At 45.5% G+C, this 25,054-nt stretch carries 25 protein-coding genes; 17 read left to right on the top strand and 8 right to left on the bottom strand.

Annotated features, from left to right (window positions below; all coding sequences use genetic code 11):
- Nucleotides 1-222: 222 nt before the first annotated feature.
- From metW to LP107_RS11355, 4 genes are all read right to left on the bottom strand, one after another.
- A complete protein-coding gene (metW, locus tag LP107_RS11370) occupies nucleotides 223-840 on the bottom strand; it encodes a methionine biosynthesis protein MetW (RefSeq protein ID WP_112741852.1) in 618 nt (205 codons plus the stop codon).
- A 13-nt stretch (nucleotides 841-853) separates the two neighbouring features.
- Nucleotides 854-2,086: a homoserine O-succinyltransferase MetX gene (gene metX, locus LP107_RS11365; protein ID WP_264676103.1), complete on the bottom strand. Its 1,233-nt coding sequence runs from the start codon at nucleotides 2,084-2,086 to the stop codon at nucleotides 854-856.
- 169 nt (nucleotides 2,087-2,255) lie between these two features.
- Nucleotides 2,256-3,656: an MATE family efflux transporter gene (locus tag LP107_RS11360; protein ID WP_264676104.1), complete on the bottom strand. Its 1,401-nt coding sequence runs from the start codon at nucleotides 3,654-3,656 to the stop codon at nucleotides 2,256-2,258.
- A gap of 403 nt (nucleotides 3,657-4,059) precedes the next feature.
- Nucleotides 4,060-5,586 (bottom strand): alanine/glycine:cation symporter family protein, encoded by a 1,527-nt coding sequence (locus tag LP107_RS11355; protein ID WP_264676105.1) that lies wholly within the window; start codon nucleotides 5,584-5,586, stop codon nucleotides 4,060-4,062.
- A gap of 515 nt (nucleotides 5,587-6,101) precedes the next feature.
- On the opposite strand from LP107_RS11355, the gene LP107_RS11350 reads away from it, so the two are divergent.
- The 4 genes from LP107_RS11350 (at nucleotide 6,102) to LP107_RS11335 (ending at nucleotide 8,818) form a co-directional block, all read left to right on the top strand.
- Complete coding sequence (locus LP107_RS11350) at nucleotides 6,102-6,737, top strand: LemA family protein (protein ID WP_078273392.1); 636 nt, start codon at nucleotides 6,102-6,104, stop codon at nucleotides 6,735-6,737.
- An 86-nt stretch (nucleotides 6,738-6,823) separates the two neighbouring features.
- Nucleotides 6,824-7,936, top strand: coding sequence for a TPM domain-containing protein (locus LP107_RS11345; RefSeq protein WP_264676106.1), 1,113 nt, complete (start codon nucleotides 6,824-6,826; stop codon nucleotides 7,934-7,936).
- Nucleotides 7,937-7,960: 24 nt separating this feature from the next.
- A complete protein-coding gene (locus LP107_RS11340; protein ID WP_078273390.1) occupies nucleotides 7,961-8,473 on the top strand; it encodes a TPM domain-containing protein in 513 nt (170 codons plus the stop codon).
- Between the two features lie 6 nt (nucleotides 8,474-8,479).
- Nucleotides 8,480-8,818 (top strand): hypothetical protein, encoded by a 339-nt coding sequence (locus LP107_RS11335; protein WP_078273389.1) that lies wholly within the window; start codon nucleotides 8,480-8,482, stop codon nucleotides 8,816-8,818.
- Between the two features lie 572 nt (nucleotides 8,819-9,390).
- On the opposite strand, the gene LP107_RS11330 is transcribed toward LP107_RS11335, so the two are convergent.
- Entirely contained in the window at nucleotides 9,391-10,203 is an 813-nt protein-coding gene (locus LP107_RS11330) for a Cof-type HAD-IIB family hydrolase (protein ID WP_078273387.1), read from the bottom strand.
- Nucleotides 10,204-10,309: 106 nt separating this feature from the next.
- Between LP107_RS11330 and LP107_RS11325 the strand changes: the two genes are divergently transcribed.
- The 3 genes from LP107_RS11325 to LP107_RS11315 are packed head-to-tail and all read left to right on the top strand — an operon-like array spanning nucleotide 10,310 to nucleotide 12,444.
- Entirely contained in the window at nucleotides 10,310-10,585 is a 276-nt protein-coding gene (locus LP107_RS11325) for an FAD assembly factor SdhE (RefSeq protein WP_078273386.1), read from the top strand.
- Complete coding sequence (locus LP107_RS11320; RefSeq protein ID WP_078273385.1) at nucleotides 10,585-10,989, top strand: hypothetical protein; 405 nt, start codon at nucleotides 10,585-10,587, stop codon at nucleotides 10,987-10,989. Before LP107_RS11325 ends, LP107_RS11320 begins: the two co-directional genes overlap by 1 nt.
- A 9-nt stretch (nucleotides 10,990-10,998) precedes the next feature.
- The gene (locus tag LP107_RS11315; protein ID WP_264676107.1) at nucleotides 10,999-12,444 is read left to right on the top strand and encodes an NAD(P)H-hydrate dehydratase; all 1,446 of its coding nucleotides are present in this window, start codon (nucleotides 10,999-11,001) and stop codon (nucleotides 12,442-12,444) included.
- A gap of 556 nt (nucleotides 12,445-13,000) precedes the next feature.
- Here the strand turns inward: LP107_RS11315 and groL are convergent.
- The 3 genes from groL to LP107_RS11300 all read right to left on the bottom strand — a co-directional run bounded on the left by groL (nucleotide 13,001) and on the right by LP107_RS11300 (nucleotide 16,718).
- Complete coding sequence (groL, locus tag LP107_RS11310) at nucleotides 13,001-14,638, bottom strand: chaperonin GroEL (RefSeq protein ID WP_078273383.1); 1,638 nt, start codon at nucleotides 14,636-14,638, stop codon at nucleotides 13,001-13,003.
- Nucleotides 14,639-14,838: 200 nt separating this feature from the next.
- Nucleotides 14,839-15,141 (bottom strand): co-chaperone GroES, encoded by a 303-nt coding sequence (locus LP107_RS11305; RefSeq protein ID WP_078273382.1) that lies wholly within the window; start codon nucleotides 15,139-15,141, stop codon nucleotides 14,839-14,841.
- A gap of 101 nt (nucleotides 15,142-15,242) precedes the next feature.
- Nucleotides 15,243-16,718: an alpha/beta fold hydrolase gene (locus LP107_RS11300; protein ID WP_078273381.1), complete on the bottom strand. Its 1,476-nt coding sequence runs from the start codon at nucleotides 16,716-16,718 to the stop codon at nucleotides 15,243-15,245.
- A 290-nt stretch (nucleotides 16,719-17,008) separates the two neighbouring features.
- Here LP107_RS11300 and LP107_RS11295 point away from each other — a divergent pair, with 290 nt between their 5' ends.
- The 10 genes from LP107_RS11295 (at nucleotide 17,009) to rseP (ending at nucleotide 24,860) form a co-directional block, all read left to right on the top strand.
- A complete protein-coding gene (locus LP107_RS11295) occupies nucleotides 17,009-17,650 on the top strand; it encodes a DUF3108 domain-containing protein (protein ID WP_410173931.1) in 642 nt (213 codons plus the stop codon).
- A 125-nt stretch (nucleotides 17,651-17,775) separates the two neighbouring features.
- On the top strand, nucleotides 17,776-18,519 hold the full coding sequence (gene pyrH, locus LP107_RS11290) for a UMP kinase (protein ID WP_029102573.1): 744 nt from the start codon (nucleotides 17,776-17,778) through the stop codon (nucleotides 18,517-18,519).
- A 137-nt stretch (nucleotides 18,520-18,656) separates the two neighbouring features.
- Nucleotides 18,657-19,211, top strand: a complete 555-nt coding sequence (frr, locus tag LP107_RS11285; RefSeq protein ID WP_029102574.1) for a ribosome recycling factor — start codon at nucleotides 18,657-18,659, stop codon at nucleotides 19,209-19,211.
- A gap of 76 nt (nucleotides 19,212-19,287) precedes the next feature.
- Entirely contained in the window at nucleotides 19,288-20,037 is a 750-nt protein-coding gene (gene uppS, locus LP107_RS11280) for a polyprenyl diphosphate synthase (protein WP_112741854.1), read from the top strand.
- A 21-nt stretch (nucleotides 20,038-20,058) separates the two neighbouring features.
- Nucleotides 20,059-20,403, top strand: coding sequence for a hypothetical protein (locus LP107_RS11275; protein ID WP_078275407.1), 345 nt, complete (start codon nucleotides 20,059-20,061; stop codon nucleotides 20,401-20,403).
- 45 nt (nucleotides 20,404-20,448) lie between these two features.
- A complete protein-coding gene (locus LP107_RS11270) occupies nucleotides 20,449-20,742 on the top strand; it encodes a hypothetical protein (RefSeq protein ID WP_112741855.1) in 294 nt (97 codons plus the stop codon).
- 78 nt (nucleotides 20,743-20,820) lie between these two features.
- On the top strand, nucleotides 20,821-21,159 hold the full coding sequence (locus LP107_RS11265) for a hypothetical protein (protein WP_112741856.1): 339 nt from the start codon (nucleotides 20,821-20,823) through the stop codon (nucleotides 21,157-21,159).
- Between the two features lie 119 nt (nucleotides 21,160-21,278).
- Nucleotides 21,279-22,109 carry a phosphatidate cytidylyltransferase gene (locus tag LP107_RS11260; RefSeq protein WP_112741857.1) on the top strand — a complete coding sequence of 277 codons (831 nt, stop codon included), beginning with the start codon at nucleotides 21,279-21,281 and terminating at the stop codon, nucleotides 22,107-22,109.
- Complete coding sequence (dxr, locus tag LP107_RS11255) at nucleotides 22,109-23,323, top strand: 1-deoxy-D-xylulose-5-phosphate reductoisomerase (protein ID WP_112741858.1); 1,215 nt, start codon at nucleotides 22,109-22,111, stop codon at nucleotides 23,321-23,323. Before LP107_RS11260 ends, dxr begins: the two co-directional genes overlap by 1 nt.
- Before the next feature lie 184 nt (nucleotides 23,324-23,507).
- The gene (gene rseP / locus LP107_RS11250) at nucleotides 23,508-24,860 is read left to right on the top strand and encodes an RIP metalloprotease RseP (protein WP_112741859.1); all 1,353 of its coding nucleotides are present in this window, start codon (nucleotides 23,508-23,510) and stop codon (nucleotides 24,858-24,860) included.
- Nucleotides 24,861-25,054 lie beyond the last annotated feature (194 nt).

The raw sequence follows: 25,054 nt of genomic DNA, 5'->3' as shown, positions 1-25,054 counted from the left end.
ATCAGTTATCAGTTATCAGTTATCAGTTATCAGTTATCAGTTATCAGTTATCAGTTATCAGTTATTTGATGGTGTTTGCTGGTTTAAAATGTAGGGCCTGCCTGCCTTTGGTATTTGCAATGAAAAACAAGATTTAGCCGTTTTTCATGCAAAAATTGATTAAGATTGTCAAATTTTCATCTTATTTTATAAAAAATGTTATCCATGGTAGGCATGCCCTAATTAACCTTTGGCAATCCGAAACACCGCCACGTCCGCCAACAGGTTGGGGGCTTTTTTGACGGCTTTATCACGAACAAAGGCAGGGATTTTGGGATTGGGGTTGTCCCATAGGGCGACCGTATCCAAAATGCGAATGTTGTTGTCGTGGCACAGTCGTTCAAAATCCTTAAAGGTGCAAAGATGAATGTTGGGTGTGTTGTACCATTGGTGGGGCAGGGTTTCACTCATCGGCATGATGCCTTTAATACCAAGATAAATGCGGTTTTGCCAATAGGCGAAGTTTGGAAAAGTTACAATGCCAAATTTAGCTACTCTTAGCATATCGTTTAGCAAGGTTTCAGGATTTTTGACCGCTTGCAAGGCACGAGCCATCACCACGGTATCAAAACTGTTGTCGGAAAAGCGAGCCAAGCCGTCATTTAGGTCTTGCTCTACGATGTTTAGCCCTTTGGTAATGCCTTCATTGATTTTGTCAGGGTCAATCTCAATGCCATAGCCAAACACGCCCAGACGCTCTTGCAGGTGAGCCAATAGTGTGCCGTCCCCACAGCCCAAATCTAGGACTTTTGAGTTGGGTTTTATCCATTTTTCGGCAAGTTGGTGGTCAATGTTATTCATGAGTTTCCTTGTTTTATTGTCTTGCCAATTGTGAAATCTCTTGGGACGTGATGTCGCCTTGTGTTTGGCGTGCGATAACAGAAGCGTTCAAAAAGCCTCGAACGGCAGTCGTATAACGGGGAATGTTAAACAAAAACGAATCATGCCCGTGCGGTGCGTCCACATTGACAAAGCTCACTCGCTTGTCGTTCGCCATTAAAGCGTCCACAATCTCAACCGACCGCTCAGGCGTGAACCGCCAATCGGTGGTAAACGAGACGATGAGAAATTGGCACTTGGTGCGAGCAAGCGTTTGTTTGAGAGCTTCTTTTTCGCCCAGCTCATCTTTCGTATAATCCCGTGTCGGGTCAAAATAATCCAGTGCTTTGGTCATGAGTAGGTAAGTATTGGCATCAAAATTTTTGCTAAACCGCTCGCCTTGATAACGCAAATAGCTTTCTACTTGAAATTCCACATCATAGCGGTACATGAATTTGCCTGATTTTAAGTCCCGCCCAAATTTGGCTTTCATCGCCTCTTCGGTGATGTAGGTGATATGCCCAACCATACGAGCGAGTATCAGCCCACGTCTGGGATAAGTGCCGTGTTTGAGATACCAGCCGTCATGAAAATCGGGGTCGGATAGGATAGACTGGCGAGCGACTTCGTTAAAGGCGATGTTTTGGGCGGAGAGCTTGGGTGTGCTTGCGATGATGACGGCACGTTCTAAGCGGTCGGGGTAGTCCACCGACCATTGCAACGCCTGCATACCGCCCATACTCCCACCGACAATGGCGTGCCATTTGGCAATCCCTAGGCGGTCTGATAGCATGACTTGGGTTTTTACCCAGTCTTTTATCGTGATGAGTGGAAAATCCGCCCCCCAAATTTCGCCTGTGGCAGGATTGATGGTGGTAGGGCCTGTGGAACCGTGGCAGGAGCCGATGTTGTTTAGGCACACCACAAAAAATCGGCTCGTGTCTATCGCTTTGCCATTGCCAATTAGATTATCCCACCAGCCAGCCTTAGTATCATGCTCGCTATGATAGCCTGCGGCATGGTGTGAGCCTGATAGGGCATGGCAGATTAAAATGGCGTTGGTTTTGTCGGCATTTAGCTCGCCATAGGTCTCGATGACTAGGTCAAATGACGGCAACACCCGCTCGCATTCTAGGGTTAATGGCTCATCAAAATGCAAGGTTTGGGGCGTTACGATACCGACTGATGTCGGGTCTAAATAGGGGGCAAAGTAGAGGGGGTTGTCCACGTTGTCGCTCTTGTTGTTTTTAAAGCTATATTTTAAGGGCAAATGCTAGGATTGGCAAGGCATAAAAGAAAGTTATTTACTTAGGGCGTGCCTGCTTTTTTTAATCAACCATTCTTGAATTGCAAATACCAATACTGAGCATGCCTTACGCCTGATTTTTAAAAATTTGTCAATGTATCATGCTTACCATGCATTTGCTATACCGCTCCAAATACCAACCCAAAAACACCGCCGCCACTGCCAGTGAGATGACCAGTGCCGTCCAAAAACCATAAATGCCCATGCCCATATAAAACGCTAACACAATACCAGGCAGTAGCCCACAACCCCAAAATGCAATGATGTGGATTATCATCGGCACGGTGGTTACTTTATAGCCACGCAAGGCATAGCTTGCCACGCATTGCACCGCATCGACCAGCTGAAAGGCGGCGGCATAGAAAATGATGGCGGAGGCGATGGCAATGACTGCCGTGTCCTTGGTGTAGAGTGTTGCCAGCTGTTCTCGCCCGATGACCAAAAAGGCAGCGGTCAAAAATGAGATGGCGACCGCACCTGATAACGCCACGCCACTGCTATAACGGGCAGACTCAGGTTCACGCCGACCCATCGCCATGCCGACCCGTACGGTGCTGGCAACCCCTAGGCTTTGGGGTATCATAAAGATGAGTGAGGTGATGTTGATGGCGATTTGTTGGGCGGCGACGTAGTTTTCGGTGTTGCCGTCCAGCCTTGCGACCAAAAACATGATACAGCTAAATAGGCTCACTTCAATAAAAAATGACAGTCCGATGGGTATGCCAAGTTTGGTGATGTCGCCAAAGAGCTTGATGTCAGGCAGGCTAAATTTGTCCATTAAGCCAAATTCATGAAAATATCTGTCTTTGGCGATGTATATGCCAAGCACGATGGCGTTGAGCCAAAATACGATGGCGGTTGCCAGTCCGCAACCTGCACCGCCTAGGGCAGGCATGCCAAATTTGCCATAGACAAAGACGTAGTTTAGGGGAATGTTGGCAAAAAAGCACAGCCAACTGACAATCATGATAACTTTGGGTTTGTTAAGACTGGACGCATAAGCGTGCAAGGTGCGATGTATCATGGCGGCAGGCATGGCAAGCCCGATGAACCACAGATACTCTTTGGTAACGGCAAGAGTGTTGGTGCTTAGATGACCAAAATAATGCTCAAAGGGCAGTATCGCCGTCCAAATCAGCACCATGCCAATCACGCCCATGAGCAGTCCATACCACAGCCCTTGCCGTCCCAGCTCGCCAATGTCGCCTGCCTTAGCATCGCCTTTATTGACCGCACCATACTGCTGGGCAATCAAGGGATTTAGGACGGTCATCACCCCAAGTAAGGTGATGTAGATGGTAATAAACAAACTGTTTCCCAGTCCGACCGCAGACAAGTCTTCTTTGCTGACACTGCCTGCCATGACCGTATCCACAAAACCCGTCCCAACTTGGGCGATTTGGGATAAGAACATGGGCAGGGCGAGTGTGGCGAGAGCGATGAACTCTTTTTTATAATCAGCAAAGCTGTGGCGGTTTAGGTTTAGGAGCATGGTAATTTTTCAAAAAAGCGTATTTTACCATAAAACGTTGCGTTGTGGTTTTGCCTTTTAATGGTGATGTGTTGGCATTAAATAGACGTACTGAGAAATAAAACATGTATACTTACACGCCCTGATATTTTCCAGGATTTTAAAATTGAAAAATTCTGTAAAATCGTTATATGCAGTGATTTTAATATATTTTAACCGCAATTATGATTAGGGCGTGCCTGCCTTTTATAATACAACTTAAAATTTAGAGTGTTTATGGGGAATATAATGTTTTCCTTGAAAAACGTGCGACTCCCCACTTTTTTAAACAGACTTTTTCATTGCAAATACAAAAGGCAGGCACGCCCCACATAATGGCAATAAAAAAGGGCATTATCTCGCCCTTTTTTGTGTTGTTGTGTGATTATTGACCGTTTTGCTTGTCATTTTGACGCAGACGCTCTTCCCAAAATGTGGCGTTTTTGATGCCAAATTTGGTAGGGTCAAAGACAATCTTGCTACCCACCTTACGCTGTGCTTCATAGTCGGCAAGCATTCGCATGGTAACCCGAGACCCCATAAAGAACATGATCAAGATGCCGATGATGTTAAGCCATGCGGTCATACCCACGCCCACATCGCCCCATGCCCAGATAGCCCCAGCACTGTTCAACGCTCCATAACCTACCATGATAAGAATGATAATTTTGGCAATCATTAGCCCTGTTTTTTGGGCTTGTTTGCCCAAAAATCTTGACAGATACACCACATTAATCTCAGCAATGTGGTAGTACGCCAAAATGGTGGTAAAGGCAAAGAAGAAGATGGCAACAGCAATAAAGTAATTACCAAACGCCCCAAAAGTCGTCTCAAGTGCCATCTGAGTAAAAGCAGGTGTGCCGATTTCTACCGATTTGTCCACATTTAGCAAGATAAATTCTTTGGTTTTTTCATTTTGAACGTTGTAGGTTCCCATGGTCAAAATCATAAATGCCGTTGCCGTACATACCACGAGTGTGTCCACATAAACAGAAAACGCCTGCACAAGACCTTGCTGAGATGGGTGGTCAACTTCGGCAGCCCCTGAGTGGTGCGGACCTGTACCTTGACCTGCTTCGTTTGAGTACACGCCACGCTTAACACCCCAGCCAATCGCCGCTCCAAAGCCTGCCATTGGGTTGAATATGTCGCCCATGATAAGCCCAAAGACCGCAGGGATTTTGTCAAGATTCATGACCATGATAAGTAGAGCAAGCATGATGTAGCTGACCGCCATAAATGGCACGACAATTTCAGCAAAGCTTGCAATACGCTTGATACCGCCTAGGATAATCACGCCCACCGCAACCACAACAACCGCCATGACAGCGATGCGTAGCGTGCCGACTTCTAGCCCTAAGAAATTGACCAAGTTGCCTTCGCCTGTGATGCGAGTTACCGCACTGGCAACGCCGTTAGCCTGCACCCCTGGTAGGAACACGCCACACGAGATAATCATCGCCACCGCAAAGAGAATGGCGTACCATTTTTGTCCCAAGCCTTTTTCAAAATAATAGGCAGGGCCACCACGGTATTGACCTGTGATAGGGTCTCGCTCCTTGTAGATTTGCGATAATGTACTCTCAGCGTAAGCGGTGGACGCTCCCAAAAATGCCACCACCCACATCCAAAACACCGCCGAAGGGCCACCAAAGCCGATGGCAGCCGCCACCCCTGCAATGTTACCCACGCCCACACGGTTGGCAAGTGCCACCACAAATGCCTGAAAGGACGAAATCCCGTCATCACTTTTGGTTTTACTAAATACAAGGCGTACCATCTCGCCAAACAGACGTAACTGCACAAAACGGGTCATGATGGAATAAAATAGTCCTGCCCCAAGACATAGATAAATCAAGGCAGGACTCCAAATAATCCCGTTTAGCCAATTAATAATCTCATTCATAGTCATCGCTCCCTATGCGTTTGCAATCATGACAAATAAAAAGTAAAATTAACGCTCAGCTTAGCCGATTGATTTGACAAAACAAACCGCAAGCAATTTGTCCATATCTAAAAATCCAAAGCCATCAATCAATGAGTATTTTAAGCTAGATACGTTAAATAAAAGGTAGTAGTCTAAAAAGTATGCCAAACTAGGTTTTCCGTTCGCCCTGAGCCTGCCTGCGGGTAGGAAAACCGTTAGGCTTCCCAAGCTCGCTACGAACGGTTTTCTTTGTAGCATACTTTTTTAAAAAAATCTACAATTTTTTAATGTTTTTTACAATTTTTTTGGTTTTATTAAGTTTTTTTATTTATATTTTTAAGATAAATTTAATATAAGACAATGGCAAAAACCTTGTCAATGCCAATTATTCATCTTGTAAATGCCAATTATTCAAAGACAAGCTACATTTTTTTACTTGCATTTGACGGACAAATCTTTATTATAAGCATGACTTTTATTTTATATTCAAAAGGCAATTTATGAAAAAACTCATCACATCAGCCTTGCTTACCAGCACTTTGACCCTATCAGGTTGTGGCTATAACAACTTACAAGCCCTAGACGAAGACACCAACGCCAAATGGTCGGAAGTGGTGAACCAATACCAACGCCGTGCCGACCTTGTACCAAACCTTGTGGCGGTGGTGGAGCGTTATGCCGAACACGAAAAAGAAGTCTTGACCGAAGTCGCCCAAGCCCGCTCTCGTGTCGGTAGCGTTCAGCTGACCCCTGAGACCCTAAACGACCCTAACGCCATGAAAGCCTATACGGACGCTCAGGCAGGCATGACATCTGCCCTATCTAGGCTTATGATGGTAACCGAAAACTACCCACAGCTTAAAGCAGACGGTATGTTCCAAGACTTGCAAGCCCAGCTAGAAGGCACCGAAAACCGCATTACGGTGGCTCGTAATAACTATATCCAAAGCGTGCAAGGCTATAATACAACGGTTCGCCAGTTCCCAACCAACCTAACCGCCAAGGTGTTTGGCATGCAGACCAAAGCCAATTTTAGCGTAGAAAATGAACAAGCCATTAGCACCGCACCGACCGTGAATTTTGGTAATAATAGCAATAATGCCAATACAGGCTCGGCAACGGCTACTGCTCAATAACCTTGCGTGTTTTGTAAGGGCGAGTTACATTCGCCCTTATTCCCTATTGTTAAAAATTCATTAAAATTATCATAAAAAGGCAACCCATGACCCCAATCACAACCCGTTATCGTTCATTATTTGCCACGCTTGGCATGAGTGTGGTGCTTGGGGTCGGTGTACCTGCTTTTGCCAATAACACGGCAACCGCTACCACCCCTAGCTCTGAAAACACCGCCACAGCAACCGCCAGCGCCCAAAGCGAAGGGCAAGCGGTGGAGAATTTGATTGTTTTAAATGAATTAAATAAAGCCAAAAATCAAGCCCAAAATCAACAATCCCAAAATCAAGCCCAATCAGACAGCCAAAACCAAGCCACACCACGCCAATCCACCGCCCCTGCCGTCTCTCATGACAAGCTGATTTTAAATAACCCCGTTGTTGATGAAGCCCACATCTTGACCGCCAGCGAAAAGGCTCATTTGGAGACTCAGCTAAGACGGATTTATGATGACGGTCTGGCTCAAATGGCGGTGGTGATTGTGCCAACCACGGACGGCATGGATATTTTTGATTATGCCATTAATGTGGCGAATCGTTGGCAACTTGGGCAAAAAGACACTGACGAAGGCATTTTAATGGCGGTGGCGATTAACGACCGCAAGTTGCACATCGTTACAGGTTATGGCGTGGAAGGGGTGTTGCCCGATGCCAGTTTGAACCGCATTATCCGTGAAGACATCACACCCAGTTTTAAGACAGGGGCATACGCCCAAGGTATATCGGCAGGGATTGCACGCATTGACGAGCGGCTACGAGCCGACCCCGAGACCCTTGCCCGAGCGGATGCACGGCAGGTCAGTACCGATGAAGAGATTAGCGTGGTGCCGTTTTTTATTTTTGCCATGTTTTTTGGTACGGTGTTAAGCGGTGCTTTGGGGCGGTTTTTGGGGGCGAGCGTATCCACAGGCGGTTTTGTGCTACTGGCGACTTTGTTTGGCGTGGGGCTACTGACCGCCATTGGAGCAGGCATTTTGCTTTGGATATTGCTCATTCTTGGCGTGTTTTTAAATGGCGGACGCCGTGGCGGTGGTACTTATGTCGGTGGGGGCGGATTTGGTGGCTCTGGCGGGGGCTTTGGGGGCGGTGGGTTTGGCTCAGGTGGCTTTGGCGGTGGCGGTGGCGGATTTGGCGGTGGCGGAGCAGGTGGCTCTTGGTAATTGATTGAAAAACAAGGATAAAATATGAGACACATTCCCCAAAAAAGCCTAGCACGCCTGTTTCGCCAGATTGTTTTTGTGCCATTTTTGCACAATCGCTGGCTAACTGCCGAACTTAAAATCGCCCTTGCCGAGCGTATCGCCCGAGCCGAAAAAGGACATCGGGGCGAGATACGCCTTATCATTGAAAATCATCTGCCAGTCGGTATCGCCTACGACAACGACTGCCGTGGGCGTGCCTTACAGCTTTTTGGCGAATATGGCGTGTGGGACACCGCTCACAATACAGGCGTGCTGATTTATGTCAATCTGTGCGAGCATGACCTTGAAATCATTGCCGACCGTGGCATTGATACGTATGCCTGCGATGACTGGCAAAATCTTTGCCAAAATACGCTAGATTATTTTAAAAAAGGCGACATGGCGGACGGCTTGGGGTGGCTTGTTGATGAGATTGGGCGACTTTTGAATCAATATTTCCCTTGCGATGATACAAGTGGTAATGAGTTACCTGATAATGTGGTGTATTTAAGGTAGGCTAAAATGAACGCAACACAGCTTTTTATTGGACTTATCACGCTCTTTATCGGACTGTTTGTCATCGCCTTAGCTAACCCCTATTTTGCCAAAAAGCCTGCCAGTATTGATGATTTTAAAAAAGAACTTAGTCGGCTACTACCTAACCATGACCTAATGATAAAACACGGTTCGCAGTCTCGTATCATCGTAAGCCTTGACGGCATTCAAAAGGCGATTGTGATTATGGATAAGCCAAAGGCGGATTATGTCATGGGTGGTTTGCCGATTTTTACCACGGATAACGTGGGCGGGTTAAAACCCATTGCTGATAAAATCGGGGTGAGTGCGGTGGTGGTGAATTAACTTAATTTGCTCTAGAAATTTTTAGGGCGTGCCTACCTTTGATGTTTGCAATAAAAATGAGAAAAATCGCATGTCTTTCAAGGAAAAGTCTGCCATTGATATTGAAGTACACGCCACAAAATGAAAGAGTACTACGGTTTCCGTAGTAAAATTCAATTTTGTTGGCTGTATCAACAAGGATTTTGACATAGAAAAACAATCCGACCACTTAATTTTTAAGATTAAGTAAAAATCTTAAAATTTGCCTGATTAAGTGGTCGGATAGCTATTTTTTGTGCAAAAATTAACTTAAATTGTCAAATTTTACCATATTTTATAAGAATGTTATCAATGTCTAACACGCCCTAAATAAAATGATGTTTTAAAAAATTTATAAAACCACCACACGGTTGCCAGGCTTAAAAATCCCACCAATAATAAAAACCCATCAAGGATAGATACATTCTACAAAACGAAAAATGACTACGGTTTTTGTTCGTGGTGAGTTATGCCTACCCATGATGGAAGCCAACCTTCAACAAGCTTAGGATGAACGGTTTTTGTGGTAAATTCGATTTTGTTGGCTGTATACCCTAAATCAATCCCAAAGCCACAAGTCCCTTAAATATCCCATCGTCATCATGGCGTGGGCAGACATAGTCCGCCACGGCTTTTAGGTCGGGGTGGGCGTTACCCATCGCCACGCCAAAGCCGATCGATGAGAGCATTTCGATGTCATTTAGCCCATCACCAAAAGCAACAGCGTCCGCCATGGACAGACCCAGTGCGTCCAGCACCGAGCGAATGCCCCGAGCCTTTGAGCCGTAGACATCTAGGATGTCCACGCCAAAAATGTGCCAGCGTACGGTTTTTAGGTCGTCTCTTAGGGCGGATGAGAGCTGAGTGGTGTGGTTATTTTCATAAAATGCCAGCATTTGATAGACGGGTGTACTCATGTCAAACGACTCTGCCACACGATAGGGGATGTGTAGTGATGTTAAGGCTTGTGCCATGTATTCATCGGGACTGATTGTGACAATCTCATCACGGGTCATGTAGCCATGGGCGATACGTTCGCTTTGTAGATGGGCGGTGGTGTGGGTCAGCTGAGCGTGCGTTAAGGGAAAATGGGTCAGGCATTTACCCTGATACTCGTTATACTGCCCGTTAATCGTCACAAAAATGTCAATGCCAATCTCGTCGATAAGCTCATTAATACAAGGTGGAAACACACACAGACCACGCCCTGTGGCTATGGCGACTATGATACCACGCTCTTTTAGGGCGTGCAGAGCGGTTTTGGTGCTGTCTAAAATGTGATTTTCGTATTTGATGTAGAGCGTGTCATCGATGTCAAAAAAGACGATTTTAGGGGCGATGAGGGTGGTGGCAGGCGTGGTGTTCATGTGTGTTTTTCATTGAAAATTTACCTATTTTATGCAAAAATAACCAGATTTGCAAATCTTGCTGATTTGTGATGTTTTCAACCTAAAAGACACCAAAAGGCAACTCATGACCACATCAGATTTAGAACCAACCCTGCACCAACGCCGTATCATCTATCAAGCTCGCCGTGGCTTAAAGGAGCTTGATTTTTATATTGACCCCTATGTCAAAAATCATTATCTGACCGCCAGTGAACAAGAACAGCTTGCCTTTGAGCGACTACTAGAACACGAAGACCCTGATTTATTGCTGTTTTTTTTGGGGCAGGCAAGTCCTAATGATGCCGAGATAGGCTCACTCATTGATAAGATAAAAGCACTTAGACACACCCAATTGCTTTGATGTTTATTGATACTGCTGTCGCTCAAGTCGCTCATGACCTACCCATCAAGGCTGGTGTGCTTATCATCACGCTGTTACTGATGGCGGTGATGGGTATGCCGTGGTGGCAGTCTGCCATGGTGGGCGTGGTGTGGGCGGTGTGCCTGTGGATGGATAAAATGCGTGCCATCCCGATACATGAGCTGTCCACCCATGCCCCTGATGATGTGTGGTATCTGGGCATGTATGATGGGGTGGATAGGCAGGTATGGCAGGCGTATCTGTCGGATGTGGTGGTGATGGGACGAAGGGTGACGATGACGTTTCGTGTTGTTGTGCCGTTTGAGATAACGCACCGAGTAACCATTCATCATCGCATGATGTCAGAGCAGGATTTTCGCCGATTGGCATCACTAAAAATATAGGAAGAGCCGATGACCACGCCTATTTATACCGCCAAAGCCGTCAAAGACTGGGAGAATCGCTGGTTTAAAGATGGTAACAGCTCGTTTGGTCTGATGAAACAGGCAAGTCTTGCACTGTGTTTACGTATCATTGATTTTATCGATAAAAACAACATCGCCCAAGCTGACATCATCGCATGGTGTGGCGTGGGCAACAATGGTGGGGATGGCTATCTGACGGCAAAATATCTGGCAGAGAGACTGGATAATAAGCATTTTAACGTACAAATCATCGCCCCAAATCCGCCAAAAAGTGCGGACGCTGTCCGTGCTAGGTCGCCATGTACAGGCATGCCAATGTGTGATGATGTGGGCGGTGTCATTCGCAAATTTGAAAAAGTGATACATCTGGACGCGTTGTTTGGCAATGGACCAGACAGAGAGCTTGACAAAGCATATCAAGACATCATTCACGCCTTTAACGCTCAAACAGGCACCAAAATCGCTCTTGACGTGCCAAGCGGTCTGCACCCTGATAGGGGTATTCCCATGCCTGTGTGTGCGGACGTGGATATGACCTTGTGTGTCATGGGGCTAAAAATGGGGTTGTTTGTCGGGGTGGCAAAGGATTTTGTTGGAAAAGTCATCAATCTGCCCTTGATACCGCCTGATGATGAGCTGTTGGCGGTGGCGTATTTGTCGGATAAACCCAAAATACCCACACGCCAAAGTACCGCCCACAAAGGCGACTTTGACACGGTGGCGGTCGTGGGCGGTCATCGGTGTATGGGCGGGGCGGTCATCATGGCAAGCCAAATGGCGATGAGCATGGGGGCAGGGCGAGTTACGGCGGTTTGCCACACCACGCACCACAATGCCATGCTGACACGCTCGCCCAATGTCATGGTGGCGGACATTGACGAGATGAGTGCAGGGGGCTTGGTAGGGTTTGACCGTGTGGCGTTTGGCATGGGGCTTGGGCGTGATGCGTGGGCAGAGATGATTTTTGATAAAGTCATGGATGGGGTAGCCCATCACGCCTTTGATAGGGTGGTGCTGGACGCTGATGCGTTGTACTTTTTGGCAAAAAATCCATGCAAACTGCCCGATCATGTCATCTGTACGCCCCATTCGGCAGAGTCGGCACGTCTGCTTGGTGTGAGTGTGGCGGACGTGGATAATGACAAGCTGGGTGCGCTGTATCGTTTGCATGAGCGGTATGGTGGGCAATGGGTCATCAAAGGGGCAAATACGCTAAGCTTTGATGGTACAAGGGTGCAAGTTTGCCCATTTGGTAATGCCTTTATGGCAACCGCAGGCATGGGGGACGTACTGGCGGGTATGCTTGTTGGGGCGGATATGAGTGTGCATGACGTGGTGGCGTGGCACGCTCTTATGGGCGATAGGCTTGCTGACGGGGCGATGTTTGGCATTCATGCGTGCAACATGTCAGGCGTGGCAGGCGACATGGCTTGAAATCAGACAGGGAAAAATAGACAAAAAGTCAAGGTCTCACAGACAGGATAAAGCAAATATGGTCTGCCAACTTTGAAATAATACTGCGTCAAACTCGCTCGTAGTACTACTTGTACAACTTCGCTTGTTTTCCTTGTCTTATTTCAAATTTATTTGGCTATATCATCAAAAAACTGGCAAATGATTGTTTTTACTTGTCATTTTTTATGGCTAAAATTTGCCAAAAATTTATCCCCAAAAGCTGTGGATAAGCCTGTGGATAACTTTGTAATTTTATGTGAAAATGCTGTAATGATGGGCGATGACGGTTAATTGATTGAAATTTATACATAATTTTATAAAAAATAATCCATTTAAAATCAATAACTTGTAAGTATGAATTTGTTTAGATTCTGATAGATTGGACATTTATCGTAAAATGTTTCACGCACCATTAAGAATAAAACACCCTGTGGATAAGTGTGAATTTTTGACATTTACCAAAGATTTGACCAAAAAAATCCTGCCATAACGACAGGATTTTTTATTGGGTAGTCAATAGCTGACAGCTAGGCGATTACATCATACCGCCCATGCCACCCATACCGCCCATGCCAGCACCCATATTAGGGGCTTCTGGGGCAGGTTTGTCGGTAATCATCACTTCGGTAGTGAGCATAAGACCTGCCACGCTGGCGGCGTGTTCTAGGGCAGAGCGAGTTACCTTGGCAGGGTCAAGAATACCCATTTCTAGCATATCGCCATACTGACCTGTGGCAGCGTTGTAGCCGTAGTTGCCAGAGCCGTTTTTGACTTCATTGACAATCACAGACGCTTCATCGCCAGCGTTGGTTACGATTTGGCGAAGTGGGGCTTCCATAGCACGGCGTAGAATATTGATACCTGCGTTTTGGTCGTCATTGTCGCCTTTGAGCTCAGCCAATGCAGACAACGCACGTACTAGGGCAACACCGCCCCCTGGTACGATACCTTCTTCTACCGCCGCACGGGTGGCGTGTAGAGCATCATCAACACGGTCTTTTTTCTCTTTCATTTCGGTTTCGGTAGCAGCACCGACTTTGATGACCGCCACACCGCCAGAGAGTTTGGCAACACGTTCTTGCAGTTTTTCTTTGTCGTAATCAGACGTGGATTCTTCGATTTGACGTTTGATAGATTCAACACGGCTGTCAATTTGAGCCTTGTCGCCTGCTCCGTCCACAATCACGGTGTTTTCTTTGCCAACGGTGGTTTTCTTAGCTGTGCCTAGGTGTTCAAGTGTGGCAGTTTCAAGAGACAGACCCACTTCTTCTGAAATCACCACACCACCTGTCAAAATGGCAATGTCTTGGAGCATGGCTTTACGTCTGTCGCCAAAGCCAGGGGCTTTAACGGCACAGGTTTTTAGACCGCCACGCAAGTTGTTTACCACAAGTGTCGCCAACGCTTCATTTTCTACGTCTTCGGCGATGATAAGTAGCGGACGGCTGGTTTGCATGACTTGTTCTAGTAGTGGCACAATCTCACGGATATTGGCAATCTTTTTGTCCACTAGCAGGATGTAAGGATTGTCAAATTCACAAGTCAAGCTGTCTTGTTTATTGGCAAAGTAGGGGCTGATATAGCCACGATCAAACTGCATACCCTCAACCACTTCTAGGGTGTCTTCAAAGCCTGAACCCTCTTCTACGGTAATCACGCCTTGCTTGCCGACTGTTTTCATGGCCTCACTGATTAGCTCGCCAATCTTGGTATCGGAGTTGGCTGAAATTGAACCCACCTGAGCAATCGCTTTAAAGTCATCGGCAGGGGTGGATAGAGCGTGGATTTGCTCAACCGCAACACGGGTTGCCTTGTCAATGCCACGTTTTAAATCCATAGGATTCATGCCAGCAGCGACAGTTTTCATGCCCTCCACTAGAATGGCTTGGGCAAGTACGGTGGCAGTCGTTGTGCCGTCCCCTGCCACGTCATTGGTTTTTGAAGCCACTTCACGAACCAATTGAGCACCCATGTTTTCAAATTTGTCTTCAAGCTCAATCTCTTTTGCCACGCTCACACCGTCTTTGGTAATGGTTGGAGCTCCAAAAGACTTGTCAATCACCACGTTGCGACCTTTTGGCCCTAGGGTAACTTTGACTGCGTCTGCTAGGATATTGACACCGTCAATCATTTTTTCGCGGGCGGATACGCCAAATTTTACATCTTTTGCCATGTTTATTCTCTCTTATTTGGTGGTAAGGTGCGTACCACGCACCACATTTAAAATATCAATCTAAAACGGTGCGTACTACGCATCTTACGGCTGTGAATTAATTTGAAAGGATTAAGAAAACTGTTTGTGGTGAGCTAAGTCGAACCATGAAAAGGTTTTCTTTCACCCTTCGATAAACTCAGGGCGAACAGAAAACCTAATTATTCAAGCACGCCCAAAACATCAGATTCTTTCATAATCAAAAGCTCTTCGCCGTCCACTTTGACGGTTTGACCTGCATATTGACCAAATAGCACTTTGTCGCCCACTTTAACATCTAGGGGACGTACGCCACTTGAAAATAGGCTAACGTTGTCCACAAGCTGACCGTTACCCACGGCAATCACTTCGCCTTGTTGGGGTTTTTCTTGGGCAGAACCTGGAAGCAGGATACCGCCTGCGGTTTTTTGCTCTTCTTCGGTACGGCGAACGACAATACGATCGTGTAAAGGACGGATTGGCATAAAATTTCTCCATTAACTTGTTAGGGATACTGGCAAAACCAGATTGTTTGTAAAAATGGTGTTTAGGGGCAAATTTTTCAAGATAATTTTTTAAAAATTTATCACTCACACAGTATTACTTTTTTATCAAACTGTATTTTTGGGTCAAGCAAGTACTGCACCACATAGCCGTCTACGCACGCATTCATGCCCGATAAACTCACGGTATGACCGTGATAAGGGGTGTAGATGAGCGTATCGTCAAAGCGTTTTGCCATATTAACCGCATTGGCAAGCGGTGTGGCAAGGTCGTATTTTTGGGCGACAAAGAGCAGGTTTGGCGTGTCGTTTGTGATAAGGTTTTCATTTAAATCATCGGTCGCTTGCCATTGCCAATAGTAGCAAGCGTCCAGATAATCATCATCAGAACGCTCTTTAATATCATCATAACGAACCTCACTATCGATGATTTTGGCTTGTTTGATGTAGTCGTCTCGGCTAAGTTTGGGGGCGGAGTCGGCACAGTTCACAAGGGATAAGGCATCTTTACTAAACCCTTTTTCGCCAAATTCGGACAATCGTAGCTGAGTGTTAAACTCGCCCGTCTCGCCCCTGTCAAGCTCGCCAAGCATTGTCATCATGTCCGCCCAATAGGCACTGTCGTTGATGTTCTCATTAATAATGGCTAGGATACTTTGGCTGTCTATGGTGTCGCCATTTTTGTCGGTTAAGTTTTTGGCAGAGATGTCGGCTAATTTGTTGATAAATGCGGTGTTTGGGTCTTGGGAGTTGTCAAAAATACAAGTGTCTTGGCAGCTTTTGATAAAGGCATCAAAGGCGATTTGGGAGCCTTTGTACTGATTTTTTAAAATGGTAAATAGGCTCTCGCTCGTATCCACCACCCCGTCCGCCACGCCTGCTCGCAAGTGCGTGGGGTAATGCTCGGCATATTTGGCGACAAGTTTTGTGCCGTATGAGTAGCCCACCATGCTCCACACGTCCACGCCAAGCTGAGTGCGAATGCTGTCTAGGTCTTTGACGACTTCTTTTGAGCTGATAAAGGGCAAAATGTCCGCCCCTGTGTGCTGTATGCAAGCGTCCATATAGGCTTTGGCACTCGTGTTGCCCTGCTCGTCCGTCTCGTCCACGCCACCGCAGTCTATGGCAGGGGCAGACGGGGCAACCCCACGGGGAGCATAGCCCAATACGTTAAAATTGTCCTTAACCGTTTGCCCATAGTCATCAAACAACGTCATGCTCATATCAAGGCTATGACCGCCCGGCCCGCCGTTTAGGAGCAACAACTCGCCAATGGGACTGCCCTTAGTAGGCAAACGGGTAAGCGGTATGGCAAAGGTTTTGCCATAAGGCTTGGTATAATCCACAGGCACATTGACGGTCGCACATTGCAGTCGCACGGACGGCGGTAAGCTAAACCACGACCAGTAGGCAGGGCGATAGCAAGAATGCCAAGTAATGTCGCCTTGTTTGGTAGACCCACTAATAAGGTATAAGTAAAAGCACAGTAAAATGGCGATAAGTGCGATGATAAAAATAGTGATATATTTTAAAAATGATTTTAATAATTTTAAAGTCATACAAAACCCACAAACTAACAAATTTTAAAAGTTATATGATAACATAAAATGTAACAAAATATGCATAATGATTAGTTTGCTTTATGATAATGGCAAATAAAATATGTTTTGAGAAAGTTTTCTCACAAAATGCTACAAATCATCATGCCATCACCCTTGTAATTGTAACAAAAAATGTCAATAATAAGCCCATGTTTTAAATTAATTTGCAAAGCAAGAGAGTGATTATGTCTGTATTAAATAAATTTTTCAAAACTGCCACCACTGCCACTGTTGCCACAGGCATTACCATGGGGGCAACCTTATCTGCCAATGCGGCAGATTTATCGGGCTTTTCTGCCACTTATGCGGTCAAAGCAGATGGCAGAAATGGCACGGCAACACGCACTTTAACCAAAAATGGCAATAATTACAGCTACAACGTCAAAGCCAGTGCTGCAGGCGTGGCAAGCGTGAACCAATCGGCAAATTTTAGCTTATCTAATGGCAGAATTATACCGTCTAGCTCCAATATGTCAGTTAAAGTGCTGGGTGTGGGGCGTACTCATAATATCAAGTTTAATAACTCTGCCAAATCGGTGGTTAGTACTTATAAAGGCAAATCCACCACCTTAAAAATGAACGGACAAGCCTATGATGATTTGAGCCTAGAAGCTCAAATCCGTCAAGAGCTGATTAACGGTAAGTTTAGCGGTAATTACCATTTGGTTAAGAAAAATGAAATAGAAGCCACCAAATTTAGACGTTCGGGCAGTAGCAAAATCACCGTCCCTGCGGGTACTTATGACGCCATTCGCATTGACCGTGTGCATGATGACAAAGGGCGTGCCACGAGCTTTTGGCTTGCCCCAAGCCTAAATTATCTACCTATCAAAGTCAGCCAAACCAATGACGGCAAAGTCATTAGCATGAAATTGATTAAGGTGAATTAATAGGTAAATCAAAGACAGATTTAAAAATAAAAAGGCGGACAAGGTTTCGCCTTTTTTAATTTTACAATATTTGGCAAAATGTGATAAAATTACTTAATTTGTATTTAAATTATAACAGGTGTGCCATGTCAGACATTAATAACCCCAACGACAAAAATCCAAAATTCTCTCGTATCCTACTAAAGCTCTCAGGCGAAGCCCTAGCAGGGGGCAAAGACATGGGCATTGATGCGTCCATTCTTGATCAGATGAGCCTGTCTATTGCCCATTTGCGTGGGCTTGGCGTGCAAGTGGGGATTGTCGTTGGGGGTGGTAATTTGTATCGTGGTAGTACCCTACAAAAAGAAGGGCTTGTCGGGCGTGTTACAGGTGACCAAATGGGCATGCTTGCCACCGTGATGAATGGTCTTGCCATGCGTGATGCCCTAGTCCGCCGTAACATCAAATGCCGTCTCATGTCCGCTCTTAACATCGCTACCATTGGCGAGCCGTATTCTAGCCGTGAAGCCATTCGCCACCTAAATAATGGCGAGGTGTGTATTTTTGTGGCAGGTACGGGTAATCCGTTTTTTACCACTGATACGGCGGCGTGCTTGCGTGGGATTGAGATTGAAGCGGGGCTTATCTTGAAGGCGACCAAAGTGGACGGTGTGTACGACAAAGACCCAAGCGTTCATGCCGATGCGGTTAAATACGACAGCCTAACCTTTGACAAAGCTCTAGAAGACAAATTGGGCGTGATGGACTTAACCGCCATTGCCCTATGCCGTGAACACAACGTGCCGTTGCAGGTGTTTGACATGAACAAACCCAACGCCCTATTAAATGTTGTCATGGGCGAAAAAGAAGGTACACGAGTGTATCATTAATTCAATTTTTATTGAATTTAAAATCAACTTTAAAAAGTGTTAAATCTTGCTTATCATACCGATTGGTGGGGGCGAATCATATTCGCCCTGATTTAACAAAATCAATGTTTAGCAAATATTGTAAATAGGAAACCCTTATGATTAACCAAATCAAAACAGACGGCAAAGCCCGTATGGAAAAATCGCTTGAAGCTCTAGAAAGTGCGTTTGCCAAACTGCGTACAGGACGAGCTCACCCTGGTATCTTGTCAAGCGTCATGGTCAGCTACTATGGCTCGGACATGCCCCTAAACCAAGTGGCAAGCGTGAACGTAGAAGACAGTCGTACTCTGCTTGTACAGCCCTTTGACCGCTCTATGGTGCAAGCGGTGGATAAGGCGATCCGTGAAGCGGATTTGGGGCTTAACCCCATGACCGCAGACGTAATTCGTGTGCCAATGCCTGCCTTGACCGAAGAGACTCGTAAGGATATGCAAAAATTGGCTCGCTCTGATGCCGAGTCTGCCCGTGTGTCGGTGCGTAATATCCGCCGTGATATGCTAGGCGACATCAAAAAATTGGTCAAAGACAAAGAAGCCAGCGAAGATGACGAACGCCGTGCCGAGACCGACATTCAAAAGCTCACCGATGACTTTATCAAAGCGATTGACACTCGCCTTGCCAAAAAAGAAAGCGAGCTTATGGAAGTCTAACAGGCAACCAACAAATGTAGGGCGAGCCATTCGCCCTATTTGTATCATTTATCATTGACAAATCCGCCTATCTATCATGCCAAACGCCCCATTACCCCCCATTTTAAGCCTACCCCAACACATCGCCATTATCATGGACGGTAACAACCGCTACGGCAAGGCTCACGCTTTGCAGGCAGGGGCAGGGCATATCAAGGGCAAAGACGCAATTGACCCCATTGTGGAGCATTGTTTGGCACGGGGCGTTAAGGTTTTGACGGTGTTTGCCTTTTCGTCCGAAAACTGGGCAAGACCACAGGCGGAAGTGGCACTGCTTATGCGACTACTTGAAAGCACCATTCATGAGCAAATGCCCCGCATGAACAAATACCAAATTCGCCTAAGGTTTATCGGCGACAGGTCAATGCTAAATTCCGACCTGCAAGCCCTTATGACAGACGCAGAAAATAAGACCGCCCATTTTGACAAAATGACGCTTGTCATCGCAATCAGCTATGGCGGACAATGGGACATCGCTCAGGCGTGCCAAAAATTAGCCATACAAGTCCAAAAAGGCGAACTTAACCCAAATGATGTCAATGCACGCCTTATCGGACAAAATGTAGAACTTGCCGATTTGCCCGATGTGGATATGCTGATTCGCACGGGGGGCGAGTGGCGTATTTCTAACTTTTTGCTGTGGCAGTCGGCTTATGCCGAGCTGTTTTTTACCGATACATTGTGGCCTGATTTTGGGGCGGACGAGCTTGATAAGATGATACAAGATTTTGGCAATCGTGAAAGACGTTTTGGTAAAACCAGTGAGCAGGTGCAAGGCGAAAGTTAAGGATTGATTTTAATATTTTTTATGCAAAACGACATTAAACAAACTTACCGTTATTTATTTAAATTGCCCAGTAGTGTGCTATTGATTGTTTTGTTTGTAATATTGATGGTCAGTGAAAAACAAGCATTGGCAATGCTATTAAAAGGCAATGGGGTAATGTTAATGGCATCAATAGTGTTTGGTATTTGGTTTCTTTGTGAGCGAATGTTTGAAAAATTGATTAAATTTTATTGTACTAATGGTAAATTTCCAGATAAACAACTTATCAATGCTAATAATAAAGCAAAATGGATTTCTTATTTGGCAGGAATATTGCTGATTATTGGTATTGTTTATGTGCGTAGTTTGATAAAAATGGCGGTTTGATTTTATCAATTAAATTTCAATTTAATCTGATAATTTGAATGAATGATGAAAAAATTATTTAAATACGACTTTTTGGATAAAAATAAAGGCATTCAATCGGCATTTTTTAGCGTATCATTTTGTGTATTTATTGCCATTCCAAAATATAATACATTGTTTATTATTGTCTTGGGTGTGATTTGGGCGGCTTTGTTATGTGGTATTTATGCCTTTCTTGATAAATGGCTTGCTAAACAAAATTTTAATCAAAATCAATTAAGTATTTTTAATAAAATAGGTTGGATTATTTATATTATCAGCTTGATGGTGGCGGGTTATTTGGTCATTTGGCAAGATTGACAAATCATTCATTGGGCATAAGGTGCGTATCACGCACCATTGAGTGAAGTGATAAATTTGAATTAAAAGGAAGTTTGTATGAATGAATTGCAAAAAACTTACCGTTATTTATTTAAATTACCCATTAGTGTGCCGTTAATTATTCTGTTTTTTATATTAATGGTAATTGATAAACAAGTACTGGTAATGCTATTAAGAAAAGAAGGGGCGATTTGGATTTCTTTGGCATTATTGATTGTTTTGGCTTGTGAGTTTATTTTTAAAAAAGTGGTAAAATTTTATTGTACCAATAGACAATTTTCAAACGAGCAATTAGAAAGTGCCAACCAAAAGGCAAAATGGGTGGTTTATTTTTCTATTGTGGCGTTGGTGTTTTCTTTATTTTATATGCGTTATTTGATAAAAATCGTGGTTTGAGTTTTAAGTATAAGGTGCATATCACGCACCATTTAAAGCACAATACCAATAGCGGTGCGTAATATGCACCTTACGAGTGTTATATTATTTTTGAGATTATTAAAACTGGAAACCCTTAAATGTGGCAACGAATTAAAACCGCAATCATCCTAGTCATTATCGTTGGTGTGGCGATGTTCACCAGTCGTCAGCCTTTTTTGTTTTTGCCACTTTTGACGGTCGGTACGCTCATTGCGTCCCATGAGTGGACAAAACTCATGCCAAAACGCAAACAGCCTGCTCAGTTTATCGCTCTGATGCTTGCGGTTACGCTTGTCAGTATTTTTGTGCCTGTCTCTTGGGTGGTGTGGTGGGTGCTGTCTTTTGGGATATGGCTTATGGCAACCAAATGGGTGCTTGTTTATCCCGCCCAAGAAAAATGGTACGGCAAACGCTTGTTTTTTATGGGGATTGTCATCTTGACCGCCAGCATTACCGCCATGTATAGTCTATGGCAAGTGTCGCCTTGGTGGCTCATGTATGTGTTTCTTTTGGTGTGGTGTGCCGATAGTGGGGCGTATTTTGTTGGGCGTAAACTTGGCAAACGCAAACTTGCCCCCAACGTCTCGCCCAATAAATCCATAGAAGGGCTGATTGGCGGTATCATCACGGCAAGCCTTGTGGCGGTGGGCGTGGGCTTTGGGCTAAAACTTGACACGGTGGCACTTATTGCCTTTTTGGGTTTATCGGGCTTGACAGTACTGGCAAGTGTGCTTGGCGATTTGTTTGAATCCATGCTAAAACGCCGAGCTGGGATTAAGGACTCTGGCACCATTCTGCCAGGGCATGGCGGTGTGCTTGACCGCATTGATAGTTTGCTGTCGGCTACGCCTGTGTTTGCTCTTGGGGTCTTGGCGCTCGTGTATTTGGGTGTATTGCCTGCTCTTGGCGACTTAAAGGGGCTTTTGTGATGACGGCATTGACAGTACCATTAACAGTCCTTGGAGCAACAGGCTCAATCGGCGACAGCACGCTTGACATCGCACGCCTAGCAGGGTTGCCTGTGTACGCTTTATCGGGTTTTGGTCGCTTGGATAAGCTCTTTGATTTGTGCGTGGAGTTTCGCCCAAGCCGTGTCGGTGTGCCGTCCGGTAAGGTGGATGAATTTGCCAAGCGTTTAAAGTCGGCAAATTTGGCAATTGACGTGGTCGGCGGTCAAGATGGTTTGGCGGAGTTGGCAAGCGATAAAGGGGCGGGTAAAGTCGTGGCAGGCATTGTCGGCTCGGCAGGGCTTGGCTCTACCTTATCGGCAGTCAAAGCGGGGCAGACGGTGCTAGTTGCCAACAAAGAAAGCCTTGTCATGGCAGGCGAGCTGGTCATGAACACCGCACGCACACATGGGGCAACCATTTTGCCCATTGACAGTGAGCATAACGCCATTTTTCAATGCTTGCCAAAGGCGGTGCAAGACGACAATACCGCCATTCATCGCACCGAGCTTGGCATAAAAAAATTGTGGCTTACGGCAAGCGGTGGCGGATTTTTACACAAATCTTATGATGACATGAAAAACGCCACAGTCGCCCAAGCGGTCAAGCACCCCAACTGGAACATGGGAAGCAAAATCACGGTGGATTCTAACACCATGATGAATAAAGGCTTGGAGCTGATTGAAGCGTGTCATTTGTTTAATTTGTCCGAAAGCCAAATTGACATCGCCATTCACCCTCAAAGTATCATTCACTCCATGGTAGAATATGTGGACGGCTCTATCTTGGCACAGCTCGGTACACCTGACATGAGAACGCCCATTGCTCATGCACTTGCGTACCCTGACCGCATGGAGAGCAGTGCTAAGTCTTTGAATTTATTTGACATATCCGCCTTAGAATTTATCCGCCCTGATAAGGATAAATTTAAATCCCTAACGCTTGCCCGTCATGCCATACAGACAGGCGGTGGGGCGTGTATCGCCCTAAATGCGTCCAATGAAGTATCTGTTTCGGCATTTTTGGACGGCCGCATTCGCCTGACCAACATCGCCGACACGGTGGAGCATGTGCTAAATGACGATGAGCTAGGGGCGGAGTTTGGCAGACATTTTGATGAGTTGGACGAGATTTTGGCGTTGGATAAGCGGGTGCGAGATAGGATGGGTGTTTATTTAAGAAAATTAACGGATTGATTTTAAATGTATTTTTTTAAATTTAAATGCGTAGGGGCGATTTATTCGCCCAAATTTACCCAATTATCCAAAATCTTAAAACCAAACCCTTGTATTGATTAAAATTTATCATTTAACCATATTTCAAAAATCGGTAAATGTCGTGGCGAACACAACGCCCAAAAATTAAGAGAACCCAAAAAGCATGACCGCTTTATATTTATTTTTATCCGCCTTGCTTGTCCTAACACCCCTTGTCGCCTTGCACGAGTGGGGACATTATATCGTAGCACGGCTGTGCGGGGTTAAGGTTTTGACTTATTCTATCGGTTTTGGCACTCGGCTGTTTGGCTGGACAAGTCCCAAAACGGGCATAGATTATCGCATTTGTGCGATACCGCTTGGCGGATATGTCAAAATGCTGGACGAGCGAGAAGGGGAAGTTGCCGAGCATGAGCGACATTTGGCGTTTAATAATCAGCACCCCTTAAAAAAAATCGCCATTGTGGTGGCAGGGCCTTTGATGAACTTTATCATCGCCATTGGGCTGTTTTTTGCACTATTTTTACAGCCAAGCGAGCAGTTATCGACCAAAATCGGACGGATTGTGAATGATAGCCCTGCTCATGCAAGCGGACTTGTGGTGGGCGAGACGATACACGCCATTGACGGCAAAAATACGCCCACTTGGGAGAGTGTGAATTTTGCCCTAGCTGACCGCATGGGCGAGCATGGGGTAGTGGTTGTGGCGACCGATAAGGGCAAATACAGCGTGCAGGTCAATGACTTTATGCAAGGGACGGACAAGGGCAAAGACCCACTCACCGCTCTTGGCACGTTGCCTTGGCGACCTGTCATACCGCCTGTGATAGGCTCGCTCACCGCTGACGGAGCAGGGGCGTTAATGGGGCTAAAAGCAGGCGATAGGATTGCCCATATTGACGGCAAAGAGATAAAAGATTGGCTGTCTGCAACCGAAATTATCCAAAATAATCCTGAAAAATCGCTCACGTTTAGCGTTGTCCGAGATGGGCAAAACATGGACATTAAGGTCATGCCTCGAGCGGCCAAAGTGGATAATCGCACGGTTGGGCAAATTGGAGCAAGGGTGCAAGAGACTAAAATCACCGTTCCTGATGATTACAAAATGACGGTAAACCATACGCCATTAGAAGCCCTACAAAAATCCTTTATCAAGACTTATGATTTGTCCGTGATGACCGTGAAATCCATGGGTAAGATGATAACAGGGCTGATAGGGCTTGACAACTTATCGGGTCCGATTACCATTGCCGAAGTGTCAAAAGACAGTATCCAAATGGGCTGGGAGCAGGTGCTATCCACCGCAGGGCTGATTAGTCTGTCGCTTGCCGTGCTAAATCTCTTGCCGATACCTGTGCTGGACGGTGGGCATTTGGTGTTTTATACTTATGAGCTGATTCGGGGTAAGCCCATGAGTGAGCGATTACAAATCGCAGGGCTACAAGTGGGCATGTTATTGCTGTTTGGTTTCATGGTGCTAGCCATTGGTAACGACATATCAAGAGTTTTTGGCTGATAGCGACTTTTAGTAATAATTGAGCAATATTTATAGAAATTTTTTAAAAATTTAATAATTTTACTTGCCAAAATTGATTTTTTGGCTTAACTTACACCATATTTTTGATTAATTAACATCTGCCCATTCAATCATTATCAATATATACTTGTAAAAGATATTTTTGGTGTTATTGCTAATGAGTTGAACGACTT

The sequence above is a fragment of the Moraxella bovis genome (assembly GCF_025985205.1).
GTDB classification, from domain to species: domain Bacteria; phylum Pseudomonadota; class Gammaproteobacteria; order Pseudomonadales; family Moraxellaceae; genus Moraxella; species Moraxella bovis.
This window is presented reverse-complemented; position numbering and strand designations above follow the sequence as displayed.